General features: G+C 38.0%; 25 protein-coding genes. 11 read left to right on the forward strand and 14 right to left on the reverse strand.

Going from position 1 to position 25,468, the window contains the following annotated elements; genetic code table 11:
- Nucleotides 1-11: 11 nt before the first annotated feature.
- Genes pspC through pspA form a run of 3 tightly spaced genes read right to left on the reverse strand, consistent with a single transcriptional unit; the run spans nt 12 to nt 1,333 of the window.
- Nucleotides 12-398: an envelope stress response membrane protein PspC gene (gene pspC / locus AC2IP4_RS14475; RefSeq protein ID WP_130047641.1), complete on the reverse strand. Its 387-nt coding sequence runs from the start codon at nt 396-398 to the stop codon at nt 12-14.
- Nucleotides 398-622, reverse strand: coding sequence for an envelope stress response membrane protein PspB (gene pspB / locus AC2IP4_RS14480; protein ID WP_375320368.1), 225 nt, complete (start codon nt 620-622; stop codon nt 398-400). The genes pspC and pspB overlap by 1 nt, the downstream gene beginning before the upstream one ends.
- Nucleotides 623-667: 45 nt before the next feature.
- Nucleotides 668-1,333, reverse strand: coding sequence for a phage shock protein PspA (pspA, locus tag AC2IP4_RS14485; protein WP_375320367.1), 666 nt, complete (start codon nt 1,331-1,333; stop codon nt 668-670).
- Nucleotides 1,334-1,517: 184 nt separating this feature from the next.
- Here pspA and pspF point away from each other — a divergent pair, with 184 nt between their 5' ends.
- The 6 genes from pspF (at nt 1,518) to AC2IP4_RS14515 (ending at nt 7,901) form a co-directional block, all read left to right on the forward strand.
- Entirely contained in the window at nt 1,518-2,534 is a 1,017-nt protein-coding gene (pspF, locus tag AC2IP4_RS14490) for a phage shock protein operon transcriptional activator (protein WP_486310983.1), read from the forward strand.
- Between the two features lie 84 nt (nt 2,535-2,618).
- A complete protein-coding gene (sapA, locus tag AC2IP4_RS14495; RefSeq protein WP_375320365.1) occupies nt 2,619-4,244 on the forward strand; it encodes an ABC transporter substrate-binding protein SapA in 1,626 nt (541 codons plus the stop codon).
- Nucleotides 4,244-5,206, forward strand: coding sequence for an ABC transporter permease (locus AC2IP4_RS14500; RefSeq protein ID WP_375320364.1), 963 nt, complete (start codon nt 4,244-4,246; stop codon nt 5,204-5,206). Before sapA ends, AC2IP4_RS14500 begins: the two co-directional genes overlap by 1 nt.
- Nucleotides 5,193-6,080, forward strand: coding sequence for a putrescine export ABC transporter permease SapC (gene sapC, locus AC2IP4_RS14505; protein WP_375320363.1), 888 nt, complete (start codon nt 5,193-5,195; stop codon nt 6,078-6,080). The genes AC2IP4_RS14500 and sapC overlap by 14 nt, the downstream gene beginning before the upstream one ends.
- The gene (locus AC2IP4_RS14510) at nt 6,080-7,093 is read left to right on the forward strand and encodes a peptide ABC transporter ATP-binding protein (protein ID WP_105056202.1); all 1,014 of its coding nucleotides are present in this window, start codon (nt 6,080-6,082) and stop codon (nt 7,091-7,093) included. Before sapC ends, AC2IP4_RS14510 begins: the two co-directional genes overlap by 1 nt.
- The gene (locus AC2IP4_RS14515) at nt 7,077-7,901 is read left to right on the forward strand and encodes a peptide ABC transporter ATP-binding protein (protein ID WP_375320362.1); all 825 of its coding nucleotides are present in this window, start codon (nt 7,077-7,079) and stop codon (nt 7,899-7,901) included. The genes AC2IP4_RS14510 and AC2IP4_RS14515 overlap by 17 nt, the downstream gene beginning before the upstream one ends.
- A gap of 356 nt (nt 7,902-8,257) precedes the next feature.
- On the opposite strand, the gene AC2IP4_RS14520 is transcribed toward AC2IP4_RS14515, so the two are convergent.
- The 6 genes from AC2IP4_RS14520 to AC2IP4_RS14545 form a co-directional block, all read right to left on the reverse strand.
- Nucleotides 8,258-9,997: a glycoside hydrolase family 36 protein gene (locus AC2IP4_RS14520; RefSeq protein ID WP_486310984.1), complete on the reverse strand. Its 1,740-nt coding sequence runs from the start codon at nt 9,995-9,997 to the stop codon at nt 8,258-8,260.
- 181 nt (nt 9,998-10,178) lie between these two features.
- Nucleotides 10,179-12,164, reverse strand: a complete 1,986-nt coding sequence (locus AC2IP4_RS14525; protein ID WP_375320360.1) for a methyl-accepting chemotaxis protein — start codon at nt 12,162-12,164, stop codon at nt 10,179-10,181.
- Between the two features lie 239 nt (nt 12,165-12,403).
- On the reverse strand, nt 12,404-14,866 hold the full coding sequence (gene torA / locus AC2IP4_RS14530) for a trimethylamine-N-oxide reductase TorA (RefSeq protein WP_105056207.1): 2,463 nt from the start codon (nt 14,864-14,866) through the stop codon (nt 12,404-12,406).
- Between the two features lie 23 nt (nt 14,867-14,889).
- Entirely contained in the window at nt 14,890-16,068 is a 1,179-nt protein-coding gene (gene torC, locus AC2IP4_RS14535) for a pentaheme c-type cytochrome TorC (RefSeq protein ID WP_486307613.1), read from the reverse strand.
- 57 nt (nt 16,069-16,125) lie between these two features.
- Nucleotides 16,126-16,302 carry a trimethylamine N-oxide reductase system protein TorE gene (gene torE / locus AC2IP4_RS14540; protein ID WP_060992256.1) on the reverse strand — a complete coding sequence of 59 codons (177 nt, stop codon included), beginning with the start codon at nt 16,300-16,302 and terminating at the stop codon, nt 16,126-16,128.
- A gap of 330 nt (nt 16,303-16,632) precedes the next feature.
- Nucleotides 16,633-16,941 (reverse strand): DUF1289 domain-containing protein, encoded by a 309-nt coding sequence (locus AC2IP4_RS14545; RefSeq protein WP_375320358.1) that lies wholly within the window; start codon nt 16,939-16,941, stop codon nt 16,633-16,635.
- 87 nt (nt 16,942-17,028) lie between these two features.
- Here AC2IP4_RS14545 and AC2IP4_RS14550 point away from each other — a divergent pair, with 87 nt between their 5' ends.
- Together AC2IP4_RS14550 and AC2IP4_RS14555 are read left to right on the forward strand one after the other, a co-directional pair.
- The gene (locus tag AC2IP4_RS14550) at nt 17,029-17,547 is read left to right on the forward strand and encodes a DUF2058 domain-containing protein (RefSeq protein ID WP_105056210.1); all 519 of its coding nucleotides are present in this window, start codon (nt 17,029-17,031) and stop codon (nt 17,545-17,547) included.
- A 4-nt stretch (nt 17,548-17,551) separates the two neighbouring features.
- Nucleotides 17,552-17,740, forward strand: a complete 189-nt coding sequence (locus AC2IP4_RS14555; protein WP_105056211.1) for a DUF2986 domain-containing protein — start codon at nt 17,552-17,554, stop codon at nt 17,738-17,740.
- Between the two features lie 99 nt (nt 17,741-17,839).
- Here AC2IP4_RS14555 and yjjG read toward each other — a convergent pair whose 3' ends face one another.
- The 5 genes from yjjG to AC2IP4_RS14580 are packed head-to-tail and all read right to left on the reverse strand — an operon-like array spanning nt 17,840 to nt 22,580.
- On the reverse strand, nt 17,840-18,520 hold the full coding sequence (gene yjjG, locus AC2IP4_RS14560) for a pyrimidine 5'-nucleotidase (protein WP_105056212.1): 681 nt from the start codon (nt 18,518-18,520) through the stop codon (nt 17,840-17,842).
- Nucleotides 18,521-18,557: 37 nt separating this feature from the next.
- Nucleotides 18,558-19,652: a molybdenum ABC transporter ATP-binding protein ModC gene (gene modC, locus AC2IP4_RS14565; protein WP_375320357.1), complete on the reverse strand. Its 1,095-nt coding sequence runs from the start codon at nt 19,650-19,652 to the stop codon at nt 18,558-18,560.
- A 3-nt stretch (nt 19,653-19,655) separates the two neighbouring features.
- Nucleotides 19,656-20,345 (reverse strand): molybdate ABC transporter permease subunit, encoded by a 690-nt coding sequence (gene modB / locus AC2IP4_RS14570; RefSeq protein ID WP_375320356.1) that lies wholly within the window; start codon nt 20,343-20,345, stop codon nt 19,656-19,658.
- A complete protein-coding gene (modA, locus tag AC2IP4_RS14575) occupies nt 20,345-21,079 on the reverse strand; it encodes a molybdate ABC transporter substrate-binding protein (RefSeq protein ID WP_375320355.1) in 735 nt (244 codons plus the stop codon). The genes modB and modA overlap by 1 nt, the downstream gene beginning before the upstream one ends.
- A gap of 13 nt (nt 21,080-21,092) precedes the next feature.
- Nucleotides 21,093-22,580 (reverse strand): cobyric acid synthase, encoded by a 1,488-nt coding sequence (locus AC2IP4_RS14580; protein ID WP_486310985.1) that lies wholly within the window; start codon nt 22,578-22,580, stop codon nt 21,093-21,095.
- Nucleotides 22,581-22,801: 221 nt separating this feature from the next.
- On the opposite strand from AC2IP4_RS14580, the gene AC2IP4_RS14585 reads away from it, so the two are divergent.
- The 3 genes from AC2IP4_RS14585 (at nt 22,802) to AC2IP4_RS14595 (ending at nt 25,383) form a co-directional block, all read left to right on the forward strand.
- Complete coding sequence (locus tag AC2IP4_RS14585) at nt 22,802-23,179, forward strand: YgiW/YdeI family stress tolerance OB fold protein (RefSeq protein WP_375320353.1); 378 nt, start codon at nt 22,802-22,804, stop codon at nt 23,177-23,179.
- An 83-nt stretch (nt 23,180-23,262) separates the two neighbouring features.
- Nucleotides 23,263-23,802, forward strand: coding sequence for a hypothetical protein (locus AC2IP4_RS14590; RefSeq protein ID WP_375320352.1), 540 nt, complete (start codon nt 23,263-23,265; stop codon nt 23,800-23,802).
- A gap of 339 nt (nt 23,803-24,141) precedes the next feature.
- On the forward strand, nt 24,142-25,383 hold the full coding sequence (locus tag AC2IP4_RS14595; RefSeq protein ID WP_486310986.1) for an MltF family protein: 1,242 nt from the start codon (nt 24,142-24,144) through the stop codon (nt 25,381-25,383).
- The last annotated feature ends 85 nt before the right edge of the window (nt 25,384-25,468 follow it).

Raw genomic sequence — 25,468 nt, forward strand, 5'->3', positions numbered from 1 at the left:
TTATCGCTTAATTAAAGGTTACGAAATTCGCGGCGAACCTTGTATTCCGAAGAAGTAACATACCCTTCCATTCGGCGGATCTTCTCTTCCATTCTGGCCATGTCTTTATCAACACGCTTAATCACTTCTGATGCTGATTGACCTGCTTGCCATGGTTTACTTTTTACTGTGTGCTCACGTTTTTCTTCTGTTCGATAGTACATTTCAACTGGTGCTTTATCTAAAAACAACATGGCTGCAAAGTACGCCAGCATAACAAGAAAACCCGCACTGAATAACGCGGCAGATACTACTAAAATACGTACTATCCACGGCTCAATACCAAAGTACTGTGCAATACCTGCACAAACACCACCAATTTTTCCGTTTCGAGTATCTCTATACAGTTCTTTTGACATTAGCGCTCCCTCCAGCTCGGGGATTCTGCATCCAGAATTTTCTCTAATGTTTCAACACGACGTTGCATTTTATCCGCACGCTCTGTCATCGCTTTTAATAACTGTGTATCTTCTTGTGACAAACCTTGCGCTGTTTTTCTTTTACTTCGGTAATGTAAAAACAGCCATAACGGTGCAACAAAAATAAAAAATATAACCAATGGGAAAGCAAAAAAGCCGCTCATTGTTTTCTCCTTAGTAATTCAAATTCGATCAATTCTTGTAATCTATTATGCGTCTTTCTTCATTTGTTCTTTTAGGCGCTCTAATTCTTTTTCAATTTCATCTTGCGCTTGCAGCTCTGCAAATTCTTGTTCTAGTGAGTTTGCTTTACCCATTGAGTAAGTGTCTGCCTTTGCATCCAGTTCGTCAATACGACGCTCATATTGTTCAAACTTTGCCATTGCACGTTCTGTTTTACCTGAATGCGTATGCGCTTTAATGTCGTTACGATGCTGCGCTGTTTGTTGACGGATCACTAATGCTTGTTGACGCGCACGAGTTTCTGTCAGTTTAGTCTCTAACTCAGTTAATTCTGCGGTCAACTTCTCAATGCTTTCTTCTACAAGGATGAATTCTGTTTTTAGGCTTGATAGTACGTCTTGTACTTTTTGTTTTTCGATCAACGCTGAACGCGCTAAATCTTCACGTTGTTTAACTAAGGCTAAACTTGCCTTTTCTTGCCAATCGATCACTTGCGCTTCAATTGAACCAATTTTACGTGTCAGCTCTTTTTTATCTGCAATTGCTTTTGCTGAGGCGGTACGCACTTCAACTAATGTGTCTTCCATTTCTTGAATAATCAAACGGATCATTTTTTCTGGATTTTCTGCCTTATCTAATAATGAAGTTACGTTAGCATTAACGATGTCTGCAAAACGTGAAAAAATACCCATAATCTATTCCTCTTTAATCTAAATTCATCTGTTTTTAACCTACTATGACTATTACACAATGTATGCCAAGTTTGCACATATTTAAAATCAATAACTTACAGAAAATCGACTACATTAAAGTTTTAATATATGATTAAAATGACCATTATTTGGTTGTTTTGACCATTAATTAGAGAGGGTAAATATGAGAAAAGACAGTTTAATCGGCGAATCAGATGCATTTTTATCTGCTTTAGATCATGCCTCTCAATTAGCAACAATAAACAGACCAATTTTAATCCTTGGAGAACGAGGAACAGGAAAAGAGTTAATCGCTCAACGCTTACACTTCCTTTCAAAGCGGTGGGATGAACCCTTGGTCAGCTTAAACTGCGCCACATTAAGTTCAGGAACGTTGGATTCTGAGTTATTTGGTCATGATGCTGGTTCTTTTACTGGTGCTAAACAACGTCATCAAGGTCGATTTGAACGAGCAGATGGTGGCTCATTATTTTTAGATGAACTTGGAACTGCCCCCCTAACGGTACAACAAAAACTGCTTCGTGTGATTGAATACGGTGAATACGAACGTGTCGGTGGTTCTCAAACCTTAAGCGCCGATGTTCGATTAATTTGTGCAACTAACCAAAACCCTCAAGACCTCGTGGTAGAAAAGAAATTCAGAGCCGATTTATTAGATAGATTGTCTTTTGATGTCATTCATCTGCCACCATTACGATATCGTGAACAAGATGTATTATTACTGGCTGAACACTTTGCAATTAAAATGTGCCAAGAGATTAATTTACGTTATTTTGCTGGATTTTCTTATTATGCCAAGCAACAAATACTAACCCATGATTGGCCGGGTAACGTCCGTGAATTAAGAAACTGCATCGAACGCGCGGTATTTAAACATAACCATGAAGAAGCAGAGATCGAGTCAATTCAACTCAATCCTTTTGTCTCGCCTTGGGAAAGTGAAGAGGTGAAGACGCTCACTTCAACTATACTCAACATTCAAGATGAAAAAACACAAACAGCCCTATTGCCTTTGAACTTGAAACAGTTTCAAAGTACTCAAGAAAAAAATTTATTAGAACAGGCATTACTTAAAACACAGCATCATCAACGTAAAGCTGCTGAAGAATTAGGCATTACTTATCATCAATTTCGAGGATTATTAAAAAAGCATCAAATCTTAGACACAAACAAGAGATAATCTTAGATATTTAAGTGCAGAACCAGTCACTTGAGTATAAAATGACAGGTTCATTAATTAAAATTGATAAAAGCTGCGGTCACTATGAAGATTATTACGCGCATACTCATCGCTGCCACGGGATTATTTAATCTTACTGGCTGTTATGATGCGGGGATCAAACAGACTATTCAAGATACAGGATTCATCTATTGTGAATCAGGAAGCGTGGAATTTTTTAATCCACAGATTTCGAATGAAAACAGTATTCTTGAAGCCATTAGTGCTCAAATTTATGACCGCTTGTTAATTATTGACCCTATTTCACAACTGCCTTCATCTAATTTAGCCAAATCTTGGGAAGTAGATAAGACAGGGATGATTTATACCTTTACACTACAGCCAAATGTGGCTTTTCAGTCAACCGAATTGCTTACTCCGACAAGGGCCATGGATGCTAATGACGTCGTATTCAGCTTTGATCGCATTCTTAATCCAGAAAATCCCTATCATGCTGTAAATACAGGGCACTACCCTTGGTTTGATAGTATTAATTTTTCTAATATCGTTGAATCAGTCAAGGCCATTGATAAACATACTGTTCAATTTGTGTTGTCTTCGCCTGATAATACATTTTTATCAGCACTTGCAACCTCATACGCGGTTATTCATTCATTAGAATATTCTCAAAAACTCGCTTCTATCGATGAAAAAGAATTAATAGACATTAAACCTGTTGGCACAGGGCCATTCAAACTTGAACAATTTCAAAAAAGTGAATTGGTTCGTTTAAAAAGACATGATGGTTACTGGCAGGGTCCGGTCAAAATGTCACAAGTCGTGTTTGATATTTCAAGTCGCGGCACTGGATCTCTAGCAAAATTATTACGCCAAGAATGCGATGTGGTTGTTAACCCTATCTCAAGTCAACTACCAGTTATTATTAAAAATGATGATTTGACGCTGTATTCGCAGACCGCAACAAATGTTGCCTTTATTGCCGTGAATACCCAAAAGCCGTTATTACAAGACCCACGAATTCGCAAAGCTCTCAATTTATCAATAGACCGCTCCAGTTTAATTAACTCGGTGTATTACAATTCAGGTATCGAAGCGAAATCAATTCTTCCACCGGCATCGTGGGCTTATGGCAACGACAGTTCATTTATCCGCTATGATTTAAACTACGCAAAAGGCTTATTGCGAGAAGCTGGAGTTAAAACACCACTCGATCTAATTATGTGGGTTCCTTTAGACAATAACTCTTATAACCCTAGTCCTAAAAAATCAGCTGAAATTATACAAAGTGATTTTTCTAAAATTGGCATTAACTTAACGCTCATCACAAGCGATTTATTAAGCCGTAACGAACTTATTGCTCATGATATTGATCTAGTACTTACTGGTTGGAACGCCAACAGTTCAGATCCTGACTCCATGCTTAGGCCTCTACTCTCTTGTAATGCAAAACAAGCTGGGTTTGGTGTGGCTAATTGGTGTAATGAAGAGTTTGATTTATTATTGGATCTTGCAAAAGAAACCAACCAACCTCGTTATCGCATCAATATTTACCGCCAACTTCAAAATTTATTGAACGAAGAGTTACCTATTATCCCTCTTGCTCATGGCGTCAAATATCAAGCGAATCAAGCTTCATTAAAGGGGTTTACCTTGAGCCCATTTAATACCTATTCTTTCCATGATGTTGTAAGAATTAAGGAGGAAGAATAATGTGGATTTATACAATTCGACGTTTTAACTTATTCATTATTACGCTATTGATCCTGACTTTGATCGGTTTCAATATCTTACGCCTTGATGCAACCTCAGCATGGTCTCAAACCTCTTTTTTCTCTGGTTGGGTAACCTATTTAGGTGAGTTAGCAAATGGAAACCTAGGCATTAATCAGTATGGCGTAAACATGCTTGATGAAATTCTACGTGTTTTTCCAGCCACTATCGAACTGTGTTTCTTTGCCTTTTTCATTGCACTAATCATTGGCACACCGATTGGTACTATTGCTGGTATACGTCAAGGCAAACCCACAGATACCATTGTTTCTTCTATTGCGTTGTTAGGATACTCAATGCCATTATTCTGGATAGCATTGATATTATTAATGTTTTTCAGTTTAAATTTAGGGGTTACCCCTGTTTCTGGCCGCTATAGTTTATTGTATGAATTCGATGCAACCACTGGATTCGTATTTATCGATGTATTGGCATCTAAATCTCCTTATCGTGCGGAAATGCTAGAAAATATTATTCAGCACTTAATCTTACCCACGCTAGTATTGTCTATTGCTCCTATGACAGAAGTCATTCGTTTAATGCGTTCTTCAGTAGCAACGGTGATTACTCAAAACTATATTAAGGTCGCTCATACAAAAGGGTTATCGAAATTTGAGATCATGGTAAAGCATATTATCCGTAATGCTCTTCCTCCAATCATTCCAAAACTTGGTATTCAGTTATCAGGCTTATTTACCGCGGCAATATTAACAGAATCAATTTTTAATTGGCCAGGAGTCGGGCGTTGGCTGCTTGATGCGATTATTAATCAAGATTTTGTTGCGATTCAAGCTGGTGTTATTACTGTCGCGTCATTTATTCTATTGGCTAATATCTTATCGGATTTATTAGGTGCCGCCGTAAACCCATTAGTAAGGAAAGAGTTCTATGCTCTCAAATAGCGTTTATCAAGAGGAACACATCCCTACGCAAATGGAGCGTTTCTGGTTGAGTTTCCGTGCTAACTCATTAGCTATGTTCGGGTTTTGGTGTTTATTGTTGATCATCATTATTACCACTTTTTCTCCATTGTTAAGTCCGTATGACCCACAATGGCAATCTGAAAACCTATTAATGCCGCCATCTTGGAGCTCTGAAGGGGATGTGATTTTTTTCTTAGGAACCGATGATTTAGGTCGCGATATTTTATCTCGACTGCTTATTGGCTCACAACTCACGTTTGGTTATGCCGTTATCGTCGCCCTGCTCTCTGGCTTTGTCGGTTGCGTTATTGGTATTTTTGCAGGTATGACAAAAGGCTTGTTATCAAGCATCTTGAATCATCTTCTTGATACAATTTTATCGACCCCTTCATTATTACTTGCGATTATCTTTGTTGCATTTTTAGGCTTTGGCGAGTTCAATATTTTATTAGCAATTTGGCTTGCCCTTATTCCTCGTTTTATTCGAGCTGTTTATACTGCAGTACATAATGAAATGGAAAAAGATTACATTTTGGCTGCTCGTTTAGACGGTGCTAATGATTTCTATCTATTATGGAACTCTGTGTTACCCAATATCCTTACTATCATTGTGGCAGAGATGACTCTTGCTCTCTCTGTGGCGATTTTAGATATCACAGCCTTAGGTTTTCTAGGGTTAGGCGCACAAGCCCCAAGCCCTGAATGGGGCGCTATTTTAGGTGATTCAATTGAACTTATTTATATTGCCCCTTGGACTGTAACCTTACCGGGTATCGTCATTACTTTCACAGTGATTATCATTAACTTAGTTGGTGATGGGATTCAACGCGCATTAAATGCGGGGACAGAATAATGCCATTATTAGACATTCGCCACTTAACCATTGAGTTAGAAACCCCTCAAGGAATGGTAAAAGCGGTTGACCGCATGAGCCTGACTCTAAATGAAGGAGAAATCCGTGGTCTTGTTGGTGAATCTGGCTCAGGTAAATCTCTAGTCGCAAAAGCCATTTTAGGGATCACTAAAGATAACTGGAAGATCAGCGCAGACAGGATGCGTTTGGGGAATATCGACCTACTCGCTTTATCTCCAAAAGAACGACGCCGTGTTATTGGTCGTGAAATGGCGATGATCTTCCAAGAGCCATCAACTTGTCTTGATCCATCAGAACAGGTGGGCAACCAACTTAAAGAAGCTATCCCATCCAAGTACTTTACTGGTAATTGGTGGCAACGTTGGAATTGGCGAACCAAAGGCGCAATCGCACTACTTCATAAAGTGGGAATTAAAGATCATAAGCGAATTATGAAATGCTACCCTTATGAACTTACAGATGGTGAATGCCAGAAAGTAATGATCGCTATGGCAATCGCCAATAAACCACGTATCTTAATCGCCGACGAGCCAACAGATGAATTGGATGCGGTGACACAGTCACAAATATTCCGTTTGTTGAGCCGCATGAATCAGGTTAACAACACAACGATTCTGCTAATTAGCCATGATTTAATCACCTTAACACAGTGGGTTGATAGAATTACCGTAATGTATTGCGGTCAATCGGTTGAATCAGCTAGCCGCAAAGAGATCCTTGAGGCACCAAAGCATCCTTATACCAATGCATTATTACGTGCAATGCCAGATTTTAGTAAAGATGGGATCCCTCATAAAGCTAAGTTGGAATCTTTGCCAGGAACCATTCCTCCGTTACAGCATTTACCTATTGGTTGCCGCTTAGGTCCTCGATGCCCTTATGCTCAACGTAAATGTGTTGAAGTTCCTGAAGGTAGAAAAGTGAAAGACCATAAATTTAGCTGCCATTTCCCATTAAATTTTGAGGAGAAGAAAAATGACTGCGCTTCTTGAAGTTACTGATCTTAAAAAAGACTATGTATTTCGCACAGGCTTGTTTCGTAAACAAATTAAAGAGGCCGTAAAGCCTGTTAGTTTTTCTTTAGAAGCAGGCCAAACCTTAGGGTTTATTGGCGCTAACGGCTCAGGAAAATCCACGGTTGCTCGTATGCTAGCAGGTGTTGTTGAACCAACCTCTGGCATCATAAAAGTTAATGGCGAAGTGCTCGATTACAAAGACTTTAAAACTCGTTGTAAGCTTATTCGTATGATTTTTCAGGATCCAAACTCTTCGTTAAATCCTCGAATTCAAATTGGTCGAATTTTAGAAGGCCCATTAAAACGTAATACAAGCATGCCACCAGAAGCTCGAGAACGACGAGTAAAAGATACCTTGCAACGTGTTGGCTTATTACCTGAACATGCTTACTTTTACCCGCAAATGCTTGCAACAGGCCAAAAACAACGTGTGTGTCTCGCTCGTGCGTTAATATTGCAACCTTCTATCATTGTGGCAGATGAGGCATTGAACGGATTAGATATGGCTATGCGCTCTCAGATCATTAATTTGTTCTTAGAGCTTCAGCAAGAGATGGCAATTTCATTTATTTATGTATCGCAGCACATTGGAGTTGTAAAACACATTACAGACAAGGTAATGGTAATGCATGAAGGTGAAGTCGTAGAGAAAGGTGCCACTCAAGACGTATTTGCTAACCCTCAACACTCAATCACACAACGTTTGTTAGAAAGCCACTTTGATGCTCCAACACACGATAGAAAACAGCGCATCAGTGCAGCAACACCTAAGATTGAGTGCTAATTAATCTCTATGAATAAAAAAGAAATAATAGAAACGATAAACATGACTATTGATTATGAGAGCTTAGTTGTTCTCGTAAATAATCACAGTGATGAAGTAAAGCTAAGCCTCAACGAAGCAAATTTATTATTTCTTCTTTAATAGTAATCCAAATAAAATTTACACCAAAGATGAAATTTACTTAGAGTGTTGGCAAGATGGAGCCTTTTCAAATAGTGTCGTTACTCAAACAATTTCGTTATTGAGAAAAAATTTCTTAAATACGATATTCTTGGATATTTTAGATCTTTTTATAAAAAAGGAGTATTCCTTCTGTTGAAATACCCCTCCTCTAATTTCAAGTGATATAAACGCTTTTAATTAGAAACCAAAATAGCTCTACTACTTAAACCATTTTCTAATGTCAGTGATAACATTTGTATTGGTTCTTCGTTTAATTGCTCACCTGTCCAAAAATCACGCCAAATGGATGGCTGGTCAGCGACTAATGTATGCTCTATTAATTCATCATCATAATTGAATACGCAATGCAGTTCATGTTGATGGTTTAATCGCAAGCTACAATGGAGATTTGATAACGATTTAAATTGTGCTGAATCTTGAGTTAATCGAAGACGGGAAAGCAAATTCTTCCATGTCTTTTTAGCAAAATTATTAAGCTCTGGTAGTGGGTCTCCTGATAATGCCAGCCCCCCAGACGCTAGAATGACATTACGATGAAACTCATAATACTTTCTTTCAGTACCTTGATTCGACAAAGATGTTAACGTTAAACAATCAGGATCTATTTGCCATAACTTACGATGTTGCCAACTGCGATAAAATGTTTCGTTTGCAATTTGCTCAAAGCGCTCTGGGTTACGTTCAACATCATCTGAAATACGCATAGCATCAACAAGACCAAGAGATGGCCACATTGGCGCATTACAGCCAAGAATTAAGGCATCGCCAGCACCATTGATAATCGCCTGCATTCCTAAACGATAAGCTTCTATCCCTGTAATTCCTGATTGAATACGATGCCCTTTTAAGCATCCCCAGAAGTTTGCATCCAGTTTAAATAACTCAACCCCCCACTCTTCTTGCATGGTATGAATAACTTCTGTTAAGTGCCTTTGAACTTCTGGCTTTGAGGTATCAAGAATATACCAAGGTGTACAACGCCAACCTCCATAAGTGATATCTTCCGCTTTTAATAACTCACCATTCTCATGACGTACAAACCAATCTGGATTATTTTTAAAGACTTCTGACTCTGGTTGTACAATAAATGGAGCCATCCAAATCGCTGGTTTTTTACCCTTATCTTTAATCTCTTTAAGTAGTGCTTTAATGCCGTTTGGGAATTTCTCTGATGGTGTTAACCAATCTCCCATAAATGCTTGATAACCATCATCCAATAGCACCCATTCAAAATTTTGTTGCTCTGTACACATAACTTCTACATTATCAAGTACATTTTTTTCAGTCACTTCTGCGTAATAGGCATACCAAGAACACCACCCTATTGGTGCATTCTTTTTAACACCAGGCCTAATTGGGTGCTTCTCTTGAATTTTTACAGCATAAAGCTCATAAAGCTCAGCAAGGGAATCGGCATTGATAACGGTGATTGCTTCCATTTGATTACTTGCCCAATCTTGTGGTCGTGTATGCTCACCATCAAGAAAAGCCATCACATTCATATCACCTTGGTATTCATGAATTTCAAAATACCCAGCAAAACGGTAGCAAGAAGTGAAGCCAAACAAAGTAAAACCATTTGATTGCTCAACGACTAAGTAGTTATAAAATCGTTTTTTCGCACTTTCAGGATACAAACGATAGCTCGAATTATTATCAGGACAACGACCAATATCTTTTGGCGTATCAACTTGGCCAGCCGTTTGAGCAAGCATTTGAAAGCCATCACCTAAAATTTTAGCATCATGCTCAAGTTGCGTTGGAAATTGTAAGACTAGGAAATGATCATTAATTGGGGAGTTGTGAATGCCAGTAAAACGCATGGTTATTTGATCGTTCTGTAACTCATAAACTAAATCATTTTGAACAGGAATTGTTTCTTGTCCACATAAGAAAAATAATGGGTTCATCATGTACTTCCTATTGTTACTTTCTACGCTAACTCAATCAATTAACGCTTTAATTCACATAGAATACTACGATTAAGGAGACAATCAATACTAACAAGAAAAAGGCAAGACTTTAAACGGATAAAATAAAAGGAAGAAGCGTGAGGCTGATATTTATATACCAGCCTCTTTAGTTACTTATTATTTATAATTTAAAAAACAACAATTGTTCTCTTTGGTTCTCTGATAACTCAGACAAGTGTTGGCTAGCTTGAGTTGACTCTCGAATGCCCTCCACATTTTGGTTAATACTTTCAGTAATAACATTCACGTTTTCACTAATAGATTCAATGGCTCTGTTTTGCTCATTCGCCGCCGTTGCCATTTCTGAGTTTGTCTGAGAAATCGATTCGATAGAATCTGAAATATTTAATAACTGATTATTTGTATCAATACTCATTTGAGCCGTTTTGTGAATCATATCTATTGACTGGTTTACAGCGTCAACCACATTCAATGATTTCTGCTGTAAGTCGTTAATGATATTTTGAATATTTTGTGTTGATTGCTGCGTTTTAGCCGCAAGTACACGCACCTCATCAGCAACTACAGCAAAACCTCGACCACTTTCACCAGCTCGTGCTGCTTCAATCGCCGCATTTAATGCTAATAAGTTCGTTTGCTCTGAGATAGAATCGATAACAGTAATCACTTCACTAATACGGTCGGTCTGATCTTTTAAAATCATCACTTCGCTTGATGTACCATCCATTTGAACGGCTAAATCTTTACTTAACTTAACCCCTTCAGATGCAGATTTAGCACCATCACGACTCATTCCAAGCACTTCTCTTGCTTTGATATCTGCTTGGTTTGCAGACTCATCAACTTGATTTGCAGAAGCCGCTAGTTCAGTAATTGCTGCGGCAATTAAATCCACTTGTGACTTTTGATCTGATGCATTTGCTTCGCTCTGTACCATAATAGCTGCAAGTTCTGTTGAAGAAGATGATACCTCTTCACCCACATTACGTAAGCTACTGATCATTTCTTGAAGTCGAATTACCGTGCTATCTGTATTCTTACATAACTCACCAATTTCATTTTCGTTTGATTGATGGTTTAGCGAATCTAAACGACCATTTGAAATATCAGACATTTGTTCTTGAAGAATCAAAATTGGCTTGGTTACAACTTGAGCAATAATAACACCAATAATCAATGAAACTATTACCGTAATCGCTATCGAAATAAACAGTAAATTTTGACTTTCTGAAATCAAATTCATATTCATTGACGAAATTTTCTGGTTCATTGACGACAAGCGTTCTTTTTCTTTGTTTAACTCTTCATAGATGATACCGCCAAGATTAATCATCTCTTGCTTGTGCTGATTAATACTTGTTGTTGCGTTCCAAAGAATCGCATTCATATCTGATTGAGATTTAAATGCATCCATCATTATTTTTTTTGCGCCTTCATGTTCTAAAGGGGCAATAAGTTTAGCTAACGTTTCAAATTCTCGATTAACAATATCGATTCTTGATGCTTTGCTTACTGATGTATATAAATCGTCATTAAATAAAGACGTCATTTGAATTTCAATACTACCAGCGCTGTTATATACCTCTGGAAGAATTTTATTCCAATAAGCTTTCGCTTCTTCATTTAGATCTGATACTGATATTAATTCACTCGCTTGTTGAATTGGCGTAGTCAAATAAATAGAGTTTCCCCATTCTTCAACTTTGGCATCATTATGTTCGGCAATTTTACTCGCTAGTTTTTTATACTTATTAATTTGAGATAAAATCTCATTCACTTCTTGCTGTAAGACTTCTGGCGATTTAGCCGCCGCACCAATTTGTTGCAGCGTTCTTTGCTGCTCAACCATACTTGTGAAATTTGAACGTAATTCCGATGATATACCATCAAAATCAATCGCCTTTAATAGTCCAAAATCAGTAAAACTTGCAGACACGCTTAATCTTAAGAAAAGTAAGCGTGACTCAGCAACAGACACGTTACTTAATTGAGTGCTTCTGTATTCTGAAATTTGTACATTACGGTTTGTCGATTCTAGTTTTTGGTTAACTAAAAATATAGCGATTATCATAACAATAATTGTCGCTAAAACTGGCATTAATATTTGATACTTTGTTTTTAGATTCATTAATAATTTTTGCAGCATTCTGGCTCTACTCTAAGCATTTCACCTGTGTGAAATTTTCGGCGAGAGAATAATACATATATTGAAATTCTCATAGTAAAATAGCATGAGTTTCGATAAAAATAATGCACTATAAAAATGCCAAATATAAGAAACCAGATATAATAAATTTTATAATACTTAGTCACTAAAATATGAATGATATATATAAAAAAAGCACCTAAATATAGGTGCTTTTTAATTAGTTAACTTTTATTGTCTTATTCAACAATAATTGGACCACCGAATGAAGTTACAGGTGGAACTTTACCTTTGAATTTCTCAAAGTTAACTAGGCATGTATTCGCTGATGTCGCCTGAGCAAGCTCAGATGATGGAATATCTTGCGTCAGTGTGTTTGGATCGCCATAAGTACAGATTGCGCCCACTTTTTCATTTAGTGGACCGTACCATGCACCTTCTTCGATACGGATAACACCACGAGGGTAACTATCAGTAAGAACAGCACCAGCAAGAAGCTGACCACGACCATTAAATACACGAACTAGATCACCACTCTTGATGCCTTTTTCTTTTGCATCTAGAGGGTTAATGTATACCGGCTCACGACCTTGAACAGCGTAAGTTGCACGGAACTCTTCAGACTCACACATTTGTGAATGCAAACGCTTATCAGGGTGACAAGATTGCATCCAGAATGGGTGTTCTTTAGAACCTGGACCGCCATGTGAACGTTCCGATTTCTCGAACCACATTGGGTGGCCTTGACATTCTTCGTAACCAAAGCGCGCAATCTTACGGCTTGTGATTTCAATGAAACCAGAAGGTGTACCTAGTGCATTAACTTCAGGATCTTTACGGAAATCAGCGTGACGAACCCATGGCTTACCTTCACCGAAGTCTAGAACGCCTTTTTCCCAGAATACATCAAATTCAGGCATATCAAATTTTCCTTCGTTTGCTGTACGACATTCAGCATAAAGTGAACGAACCCACTCCATCTCATCCATACCGCGAGTATATTCTTTATGACGGCCAAAACGACGTGTCAGTTCAGTCATGATCTCAAAATCAGATCGTGATTGATATAGAGGATCTACAAGCTTGTGCATTGCAATTAAGCCACGCGCAGAGTATGAACCGTATTGGTCAATATCGTTACGTTCCCATTGCGTACATGCTGGAAGTACGATATCAGAGAAACGACACGTTGCAGTCCAAGCAAAATCAATCGTTACAACCGTTTGAAGTTTTTGGAACGCTTTCTTCATTCGGTTACGATCTTGGTGGTGATGCCAAGGATTATTACCAGAGATAACCATCATTTTGAAATCAGGTAATACAACTTTATTACCGTTATAACGGATTTCTTTACCTGGTTCTAATAGACAGTCAATCCAACGCGCTACAGGAATAGTATTACTGTAACCATTGAAATCGTTGTTATTCCACTTAGGCTCATGACCTTGGTCCACGTTACGTGGGAAACCACCAGGGCCTGCAAAACCAGTAGAAGGAACACCAACACTTGAGTAGTGGTGACTGTAAGATACACCACCACCAGCAAGACCGATTTGACCTGTCATTGCAGATAGAACCGTACCCATCCAGTACGGTTGCTCACCGTGTTGTTGACGCTGGATACACCATCCAAATAGGATTTGTGTACGACCCGTTGCCATCATTTTCGCAAACTCGCGAATTTGCTCAGGTGATACGCCACAGATCTCAGCAGCCCATTCAGGAGTTTTAACTACTTTATCTTTAGTTTCACCAAGTACGTATTGCATAAACTCATCAAAGCCTAGGCAGTAAGTATCGATGAATGCTTTATCGTACAAATTCTCAGTGTATAGCGTGTAAGCCACAGCTAGCATGAACGCCACATCAGTTTGTGGATTCAAATACATGTGATCGTTTTGTAAGAAACGCTGTGTTTTGTTTTTCACTGGGTCAACAGAAAGTACATTTACTTTACCTGCTGCCACTTTTTCTTTTAGCTTCTCAAGGTATGCGTAAGATTCATGAGTCTCACAGTTCCAACCTACTTGCAGGTTTTTAACTGGATCAGTTGCCCATAAAATAATGTTGTCTGAATGCTCAATGATCTCAGACCAAGAAGTACCTTGTGCGTATACTTCTGTAGAACCAAGAACATAAGGCATGATTGTTTGACCAGCACCCGTCGAGTAGTCGCCTACTTTCTTGATGAAGTTACCATGCATACCAACAGCACGTTGCATTTGAGCAGTACAGTTGTGGAACGAACCGGTTTGGTTCCAACCCGTTTGACCTGCATGAAGCGCCCATGGACCGTAGTCTTTTTGAACACGCTCAAGCTCACGGTAGAATAAATCTAACGCTTCATCCCAAGTGACACGTACAAAACGGTTGTTACCACGAGTCTCAGCTGAATACTTATGTTTTTTCAGCCAATCTAGACGTACCATTGGGTAACGAACACGGCTTGGGCTATAAATAATGCCTTTGATACCATTCAACATGTCTGTTGGATGCTTATCCATTTCTAACGCTTTAATTTCTTGTACTTTGCCACCATAGATGTGCGCACGGAACGCACCCCAGTGTGAGCCAGACATACGCCATGTGCCAGTTGTTTCAGCGGCGTTTGCTTTTGAAGACATTAGTAGGCTTGGACCTACTAAAGATACTGCACTTGTTGTTGCAACACCTTTTAGAAAACTTCTTCTGCTAATAGACATAATGCTATCTACTCCATTAATTCTTAGTGTTTTTCGTCAGAAAAATCTGAAGAGTGTTTTTGTAGGTATTTCAATACAAGTGACTTGCTGTCTGTATCGAAGTTAACGAATGCCATCATACCGTCAAACATACCAGGCCATGTGTTAGAGTCGAAATGCGCTTCAGCTGGTTGAGTGTGACATACAGAACAGTTCGTTTTGTATGACTCTTCAGCTTTCTGCCAAACAGTTGTGTAATCCGGTAAGAAATCTTCTTTCTTCATCCATAGATTCACAGTAACACGTTGCCAAGGTAGACCCGTTAGGTCATCTTCTTTTGTTTCAAATTTCTCAACAAACTTATCGTTCTGAGCTGTATCTTTAAGTAGTGCGCCTACAGCAATGTTCATACCAAAATCTTCTTGGATAACACGACCAAAGCCTTTAACTTTACGCCAACCTTCGATAGCAACTTTCATTGCATCGCCTTTCTCTTCAAGTACAGTTACTTGAGAGGCAGGGTTTAATAGGCCCGCTTCAACTGTCAATTTAGCATCTTCATACATAGGAAGGTGACGAACAGATACGTAAGTTTGACCGTCTTCGTATTTAGTGTTACCCGCAAGCTGAGTTAATTCACTCACCATGCCGCCAGAGCTGTCCATATTTGCAGGAAGACTATGAGCAATACCTTTATGGCAATCTACACAACTTTGGTCACGCTCTTTTGCACCTTGCATTTGAATACGTGCAGTTGGTTGCATTTTAGAGAAATCCATACCGTCATAGTCATGACAGTTACGACATTCAAGAGATTTGTTTGCGCTAAAACGGTCCCATTCGTGCTGGGCTAAAACGATACGACGCTCTTCAAATTTCTCAGGTGTATCAATGAAACCAAATACGTGAGCAAATACTTCTTTACTTGCTTGCATCTTACGAGCAATTTTAGAAGTCCATTCATGTGGAACGTGACAATCAGGACAAGTAGCACGAACACCAGAACGGTTTTTATCGTGAATTGTTCCTGCGTATTCAGGTTGAATATTATCTGCGTGACAGCTAACACAGAACTCTTCTGTATTTGTCGCTTCTAGCGCAACGTTAAAGCCACCCCAGAAAATAACACCGGCAATAAAACCACCAAGGGTTAAAACACCCAAGCTGATATGTACACTCGGACGAGCAAAAACCGCCCAAGCTCTTTTAAGTAATGACATCATAATTGCTTCTCTTTTATCTAATTCTAATTTGTTGTAGCCGCGGGTTCTTAAAAAGAATTAACCACCGTGACCTGGCATACCAAAAAACAGTGCCTGCATTAACCACACAGAAAAACCGTACGCACCAACCACACCCACACTTAGAATTGGGAAAAGAACAACTGTGATGAAGAAAAAGGCTTTCCATTCAGATGAACGTTCAGCTCCATCGTTTTGCTTTATTGCATTGCTCATAATTTTATTCCTAGTTATCTTTCTACTTTATAAATATAGAAAATGTTAACAAGTTGTCGAACCTATCTGACATAGATTTTAATCCCTCACAAATAGTGCTTCAATTAAATTTTGAAGATAAACCCTTTTATCTACTAGTTTTTTGCGTTCATCCAGAGATGTATTTAATTGAAAAACAATGTATAAAATTATTAACACTTGTGATAAATTAATTTTATGTGATAATTGTTAATAATGTTAATTACCTCTAAAGGATAGGTAAACTTAGTAACTTTACTAATTGATCTACATCAATTTTAGCACCTTATTACATAAAGTAGCACGTAAAAATCACGCTATAGGCTTCCTTGATAAACAATGCTGACATAAGCACTCTGAGTTCTCAGAAATGATCCCTACATCACGAGTTTCAACCTCAAAACACCAACACGTTTCCTTACCCATTTTGATGTCACATTGAGCTGGTTTTGTGCATTCGGGACACGTATGAGTGGATGATTTACCTGATAACCGATCCATTACATTTCCTCTCTCAATATCCGTCATTGATTTCCATTCTATTATTTCAGTGATTGTACGTTTACAACCAATACAGATACCGCCTTCGTTTTTACAAGCCGCAATACAAGGTGTTTTCATCTTTACTTCTCTCTATTGTCCTTTAAATCCCATACAACTCATGGGATAATCGCCGGAACTCGACATCGTTATTATTAGGAATTATTTATGGCGCTAAGCTTACAAGAGCAAATGCTAAAAGCTGGGTTAGTGAACCAAAAGAAAGTAGCAAAAGCAAAGAAAGCTTCAAAAAAATCTCGTGTTCAAAATCGTGAAGCAAAAGCGGCAGTAGAATTGAACAAAGCAGCTCAAGCTGAAAAAGACAAAGAACTAAGCTTGAAACACAAAGCCGAGAAAGATCAAAAAGAATTAACAGCTCAAATCAAACAATTGATCACTGCAAATAAACTTGATCGTACTCATGGTGACATTGGTTATAACTTTACTGATGGAACACTAGTAAAAAAAATGTATGTTGATAAAACAATGCAAACACAATTAGTTGCTGGTCGTTTAGCAATTGTACATTTTAATGAAGATTATGAAGTCGTTCCTGCTGGTGTTGCAGATAAGATTACCTTACGTGATGAATCAGTTGTTGTGCTTAACAACGTAATAGCGGAAGATGCACAGGATGAAGACGACCCGTATGCGGAATTCGTTATTCCTGATGATCTAATGTGGTAATACAATGAGCCGTAAAAACAAAGTTAAAGAGACTCTTTTAAAGAAACACCGCAGAACCCAAACTAAAAACAGTCGTTCGCATAACAAGCCAAAATACATCAGTAAAGCTGATCGTGAAAAAATGGCACTTGAAGCAGAACAAGCAACGGTAGAGTCTGAAAACACAGAACAAGTAACACCATCAGAAGAGTAATATTTCTGGTCAAGTGATACAAAAAAGCCTCATTGTTATAATAAACAATGAGGCTTTTTTATAATAGCAGCACAGTAATTTTACTGCGTAAGAAAACTTCTAAGCGCTATGTAGCAGCTCTTGTAAATCATTAAGTGTCTTAACGGTATATGTTGGCTCAACACCTTCAGGGCATGTTTGTTGGCTTGCATTTAGCCAGCATGTATCAACACCGGCATTCATTCCGCCAAGAACATCAGAATCAGGGTTATCACCAACCATTAATATGTTTGATAATTCAACCTCACCCATCATAGAAAAAGTATGTTCAAAAATACGTTTATCCGGTTTAGCTACACCCACTTGCTCTGAAATCGTAACTAATTCAAAGTAATGACTAAATCCTGTTTTTTCTAAACGGATCTTTTGCAATTCAGTAAAGCCATTAGTGATAATTCCCATTTTCACATTGTTTGCTAACAATGAATCAAGTAAGGTTTTAGCGCCATCCAATGGCGCACAAATCTCTGCCATTGCCATCATAAAAGCTGTGTTCATTGCCTTTGGGGTAACACCGACCTCGTTTGCCCAATACTCAAAACGTATTTCTTGTAGCTGTTGTGCTGTGATCTCATTATCTTGATATTGTACCCACAGCGGTTTGTTCACTAATTGATATTCAATAAACTGTTCTTTACTAAAGTGAATGCCGTAACCTTCAAACATACGTTGCAAACCAGCAAACGCATCAAAATGAAATAAGGTTTCATCTGCATCAAATAATATCCATTGGTACTTCATATCTACTTCCTTTATGGTGCTTATTTTTAAAATATCATTATTTCGAACATAAATCGGATTGAGTCACACTTACACCTTTAATTTGTGCAAACCATTTTTGCCCAGGTGCTAGTACCAACTCTTCTTTTGCCCAACGTGTAATATTTGCCCACAACACGTGTCCCGATAAATTCAATTTCACCGCCACTACATCGTTTTCTTTGTCTTCAGTTAGACTTTCTATAACAACAGGGAGAATATTTCGAATAGAACTAAACTCTGGTTGTTGCTTAATCAAAGACACATCATTTGCTCGAATACGTAAACGAATATTTTGTCCTTTCTCCGTGCAATCACACGGTGACTTAACCCAAATGCCTTGCTGTGCGTTTTTTAGAGTCACCAATGTCATAGGGTGATCTGAATGCAACTCTGTTATCGTCCCTTCTAACAAGGCAGAATGCTCTGACGCATTTAACCAAGGACGCATTAATGGAGAACCCCAGACTGAAGTAATATCACCAGATAAACTTACTGAGCCGTCATTAAGCAGAACCATATGATCGGCTAAACGTAAGATCTCATCTAAACTGTGTGACACATAAATAATTGGCGTTTGGATCTCTTTCGCTAGTCTCTCTAGATACGGCATAACTTCATGCTTTCTTGGTAAATCCAAAGAAGCCAATGGTTCATCCATAATAAGTAATGCTGGTTCAGATAAAATCGCTCGACCAATGGCCACTCGTTGTTTCTCACCACCCGATAAAGAGTGCGGATAACGTTGCAGTAAAGATTCGATATCTAATAATTTGACGACATCATTAAAGCGAGAGGTTCTTTTGCCATGACAGCCATAAAGTAGATTCCCTTCCACTTTATAATGAGGAAATAGACGTGCATCTTGAAATACATAACCAATATGGCGTTGCTCTGGCGGTACAGAGACTCCCATACCTGAATCAAATAACACGGTGTTATTAAGACTGATTCGCCCAGAATTTGGGGAGCTAAGACCACTAATTATATTAGCAAGTGAAGACTTACCTGCACCTGAACGTCCGAAAACTGCACTGATCCCAGATGAGGGTAACGTTAACTGAACATCAAGACTAAAATCATCTAATTGTTTTTTTATATCAACGACTAACATGAATTAACCCATTAACCTTTTTTTGCTGGCACGCGCTAACCATTCTGAGAGTAATAATGAAATTAAAGCAACAATAATAGAAATAACACATAGGCGTGCTGCCTCCATTTCTGCCCCTGGGATTTCAATATAACTGAACATAGCAAGAGGAAGCGTTCGAGTCTCACCCTCTATATTCGAGACAAAACTGATCGTTGCACCAAACTCTCCTAAACTTCGTGCAAAAGCCAATACCGCACCAGTTAAGATTCCCGGTAACATTAAAGGAAGCGTAATTGTTGAAAAGACTTTTGCACGAGAAGCGCCTAATGTTCTTGCCGCTTGTTCTAGTTTTTGATCAACCGATTCTAAAGCTAAGCGAATAGCACGAACCATTAATGGCAGAGCAACAATCGCGGAAGCTAACGCTGCCCCTTTCCAATTAAAGCTAAATGTTAAACCAAATAACTCATACAACCATTTACCAATAACACCTTGTCGGCCCATTGAAATGAGCAGTAAGTAACCGATAACAACAGGTGGCAGCACTAAAGGTAAATGAATTAAACCATCGAGTATGGCTTTACCTTTAAACTCACAACGCGCGAGTACCCAAGCCAAAAGAATGCCAATAGGTAGAGAGAAGCCGACTGCTATGCCTGCAATTTTTAAGCTCAGTAGTAATGCTTCTACTTCATAATCCGTCAATATCATTAAATTGTTGTAAACCCATAAGAAACAAAAATATTTTTTACTTTTTCAGATAATAAATACTGATAAAAACGAGTGACTTCACCTGATGTTTTATCTTTAATTATAGCCATAGGGTAAACGATAGGATCATGGGAATCCTCTGGAAACTCTTCAACTACCGTGACATTTTTTGACAATAATGCATCCGTTTTATACACAATACCTAACGGTGCTTCATCACGCTCAACAAACAGTAAGGCTGAGCGAACATTGTTACCTGAAGCAATATGATCTTTTATTTCTGGCCAACGAAACTGTTTTTCTAAACTTTGTTTACCGTAGATCCCAGCTGGCACATGTCTCGGATCCGCCATTGCGATTCGGAAGCCTTTTTGCCCAATAAACCACTGCCATGTATTTTCTTTTGGTGTGCTTCTCGAGGCAATTAAAACCAGAGTGTTTCGTAATAAATCCACCTTGCTTCCAACTTCAACTTGATCTTGTTCAATCAAGTAATCCATCCACTTAGTGTTTGCTGAGAGATAAATATCAGCAGGCGCTCCATTAGCAATTTGTCGAGCGAGTGACGAAGACCCAGCATAACTCACACGAACTCTTTCACCTGTTTCATCTTGGTATGCATCGACAATATCGTTCATCACATTGGTTAATGATGATGCAGCATATACGGTGACATTCGCTGAAACAGACAAAGAGCTAAACAGCAATACAAAAAATAACGTAATTCGAGACATATTCATTCAGTCCTTAATAGGCAGCTTTCTTTTCAAACAAACTTGGCCATAGTTGAGATAAATCTAAACTTTCTTCAATTGAATCCGCAATACGTTCGATCCCCTCTTCTTGAATTTCATTCATATCAATGGCCTTGCTTTCTTTTAAACCAGCCCAAGATAAAATCGCTTCAAAGGCTTGTGGTTCATCAAAAATACCATGTAAGTAAGTACCAAAGATCGAGCCTTCTTTATTTACTGTACCATCACGTCTTATTGATTGTTCACTATTAATCACAATAGGCGATTCATTTTTTACAGAGTCAGTACTTACTCCTGCATGAATTTCATAACCAGTAACTTTTACAGCTACTTGCCCCGGTAGAATTAATTCTCCTTCTACAAGAGTAAGTTGTTTCTGTTTTTTTAACTCAGTAGAAATTGATAAGTAACCTAACCCATCAATGGATGAAGCTTCCCCTTCAAGACCTAAAGGATCTGAAAGGCGTTCTCCGAGCATTTGATAACCACCACAAATACCCATGACTTTGCCACCAAAACGAAGATGCCTTTCAATGTCTTTATCCCAACCTTGCGATTTAAGATAATTTAAGTCGGCTTGTACTGACTTACTGCCAGGAAGAATAATGAAATCAGCACCTGATAATGATTGCCCTTTACCAACAAACTGAAGATCTATTTCTGAATGTAAACGTAGTGGATCAAAATCAGTATGATTACTAATACGAGTAACAACAGGAACTTTTACTACAAATTTACCCTTCTCTTGCTGCTCACTCTTAATTGCATCTTCTGCTTCTAAATTTAAACCATGCAAATAAGGAATTACTCCTAATACGGGTTTACCTGTTTTTTCTTCCAACCACTCTAGCCCTGGAACAAGCAAAGATATATCACCTCGAAAACGATTTATGACAAACCCTTTCACTCGCGCTTGCTCTGATTCAGATAATAGCGCTAATGTGCCATATAGATGAGCAAACACACCTCCGCGATCAATATCAGCAACAATAATAACCGGAACATCAGCCGCTTCAGCAAACCCCATATTTGCTATGTCATTCTCACGTAAGTTAATCTCAGCAGGGCTTCCCGCCCCTTCAACTACAACGCACTGATAATGTTCATTCAAATATGAAAAAGATTCTAAAACATAAGGCATTGCCAGTTTTTTATAATCTTGAAAACCCCATGCATCCATGGTTTCAATTGCTTTTCCTTGCACAATAACCTGTGCACCGATATCTGTATTTGGTTTTAATAAGATAGGATTCATATGAACATGAGGCTTTATTCTTGCGGCGTCAGCTTGCAAAGCCTGAGCTCTACCAATTTCACCACCGTCTTCTGTCACAGCACTATTCAGTGCCATATTTTGAGGTTTAAAAGGGGCAACTTGGATCCCTTTATTTGCCAACACTCGGCATAAGCCTGCCACCAGTACTGTTTTACCGGCATCAGAAGTGGTTCCTTGAACCATTAACGGAGATAAAGCCTTCATAATTCCATCTAATTTCGTTGTATATCATGCCAGTAATATTAACATTGTTCTCACTTGAGAGGCTAATTATCCCCACTCTTAATTTCTTTGTCTTACTCCTAATAACTAGATGAATAGAATATGAATGCATTAGTCACGATAGATTCAGCTAGCCTTTGCTTTAATAGCGTTATCGAAACAAAGTGCAATCACTAACTGATTATCAAATGAAGGATTAAATTATGAAAAAGACAATCATTGCAATTACAGCAGCCCTAATTTTATCTCCAACTATCGCTTTAGCTGATAATGGCGGTCACAACCAAAAACACGTTCAATTTAATTACACAGGTCCAGTAACAACAACGACCATCGCTGAATTATTAAAAGACACGAGCATGTTTGCCGAGCAAGATGCGACAATTGATGGACGTATTATTCGTCACATCCGTAAAGATAAATATCTATTCTCAGATGGAACCAATGAAATTCAAATTGAATTAGATGATGATATTTCAATGCCAACCGCAATTAATGAAACCACTAAAGTTCGTATTTTTGGTGAGTACGAGGGCGGTAATACTCCTGAAATAGAAGTAGATCGCTTACAAACATTATAAAATAAATCATCAATAGATAATCTGGCCTGCTTATTGCAGGCTTTTTCATAGATAAAATTCATAAATATCAGGTTAACTAAGTTATGGAATCAACTAAGTACATCAAAAAGGCCCTTCTTTTAGCGACAGCGCTGACATCTTCAACGTCAATGGCGAACAATTTCCCTTATAGCTTTTTTGAAGCTCGTATCGGTACAAGTCCAGGTACCTATGGTGTGCAAGTTAACCAACAATTCACAGAAAACTCTCACCTTGTAGCTAAGGTGGATACTGAATTTTCAGGTGATTGGGATGTGGCTGGTGGTATCGGTTTTAATGGCCCAATTAATGAATTTTCCGATATTTACGGTCAACTACTTCTTCATAATGTAAAAGACAACAGCAGTGATAAATTCGGTGATGAGATGCTTACTGAAATTAATATTGGCTTTAGATTATGGCTAATGCAGCAAATTGAAGTAGGAGCTCAATACGGTCAACTATTTAATAGTGACGTAAGTAAAGACATTGGCAGCGTTCATTTCCGCTTCCACTCCACCGAACAATTATCAGTGGGCGCTGAAGCTAAGTTCAATGGTGTTTATGGTGGTCAAATGATGATGACTGCACGATTTACTTTCTAATCAAAACGGTAAGTAGCCTACTGCACATAATTTAGCTTGGCTTCACATCTGTATTGTTCATTATTCAAACAATACAGATGTGTAATCCACTCATATAATTCATAACAAATAAAACACACCACTCACTTACCATTCATGCAATGAATACAAATAAAAGTTTGCATAAGATTAACAGAAGAATAAAACCCTGTTAAAATAAAAACTTAATTAACTTTCTTATTATCTCAACAACTGTAAATCTCAAACACAAGAACCTAAGAAGTTAACATTGCAACACCTTGTTTTTAACATTGTAAAAACATAGCTTGTCTTAATATTTGATATATAAGGCTTCAAGTTATGACTCAATTTCACAAGTTAATTTTTATCTTACTTTTTCTCCCCAACATAGTTTTATCTATTGAATTAGCTCCATTAACAAACACCTCTTATCTTGGTGATTTTGATTCATTAAAAAAGAAAGGAGTAATCCGAGTACTTGTATCTACTGAACTTGGTTTTTATCAAATCATTGATGGCAAACCAATTGGTATTATCTCTGAATTTTTAGCCCATTTTGAACGACACCTTGCTAAGAAGAATGACCACACACACATAAGAATAATCCCAGTCTCGCAAGATGATCTAATTCGATCTTTAAAAGCAGGTATTGGCGATATCGCCGTAGGTCATTTAGCTATAACTAAAAGTCGTCAACGCCATGTCGATTTTAGTACCCCAACAATAAAAGACAGCGCTGAATGGTTAATTACAGCAAAAGAAAGTCCTGCTACCGTTATTGAAAACTATAGAGCAATATTGTGGAAAAAACTGATACCTAATATTCAGTACCATGCCGAATTTCCATTAAAAGAAAACATAAACATTGCTTGGGCTATGAGAAAAAATAGCCCTCAACTCTCTAACGTTGTTAATCAATACATCCATAAAATAAAAAAAGGATCATTCTTAGGAAACCTTATTTACAAAAAATATCTTAATCAGGAAAAATGGCTAGCTAAGGTATTACAAACCAATAATATCGATAAACTTTATGAATTATCAGGTTTGTTCAAACGCTATTCTTCTATGTACAATCTAGATTGGCTATTAACGTCCGCCCTTGCTTATCAGGAATCAAGACTAAATAACAAAGCTGTATCACACAAAGGGGCTGTCGGCATCATGCAAGTACTACCAAGTACAGCTCAAGATAGAAACGTAAAAATCGATAATATCTATCTTTTAGAAAATAATATTCATGCTGGCATTAAATACCTTAGTTTTGTTCATAAACGCTACTTTGATAAACCTGAAATATCGCCAGATGATCAACTCTACTTCTCACTAGCAGCTTATAATACAGGACCAGCTCAGATACGTCGAATAAGAACCAAAGCACGACAGCAAGGCTATAACCCAAATGTATGGTTTAACAACGTAGAACTAATGGCGTTAAAATATATCAGTCAAGAACCAGTACATTATGTATCAAATATTAGTCGTTACTACGTTATCTATAAGCAAATAGTGCAGTTAAAAGAACATAAAAAACAAAGAAATGCTTTTAATATACGGACATTTGATTTCACAACAAACTAATAGAAACACGAAAGAAGCTTAACAATACGGAGTAAGAAATATCTTGAAATCTATTTAATTCCACCTTAAATTGTTATTATATTGT

Source organism: Aliivibrio thorii, assembly GCF_057368585.1.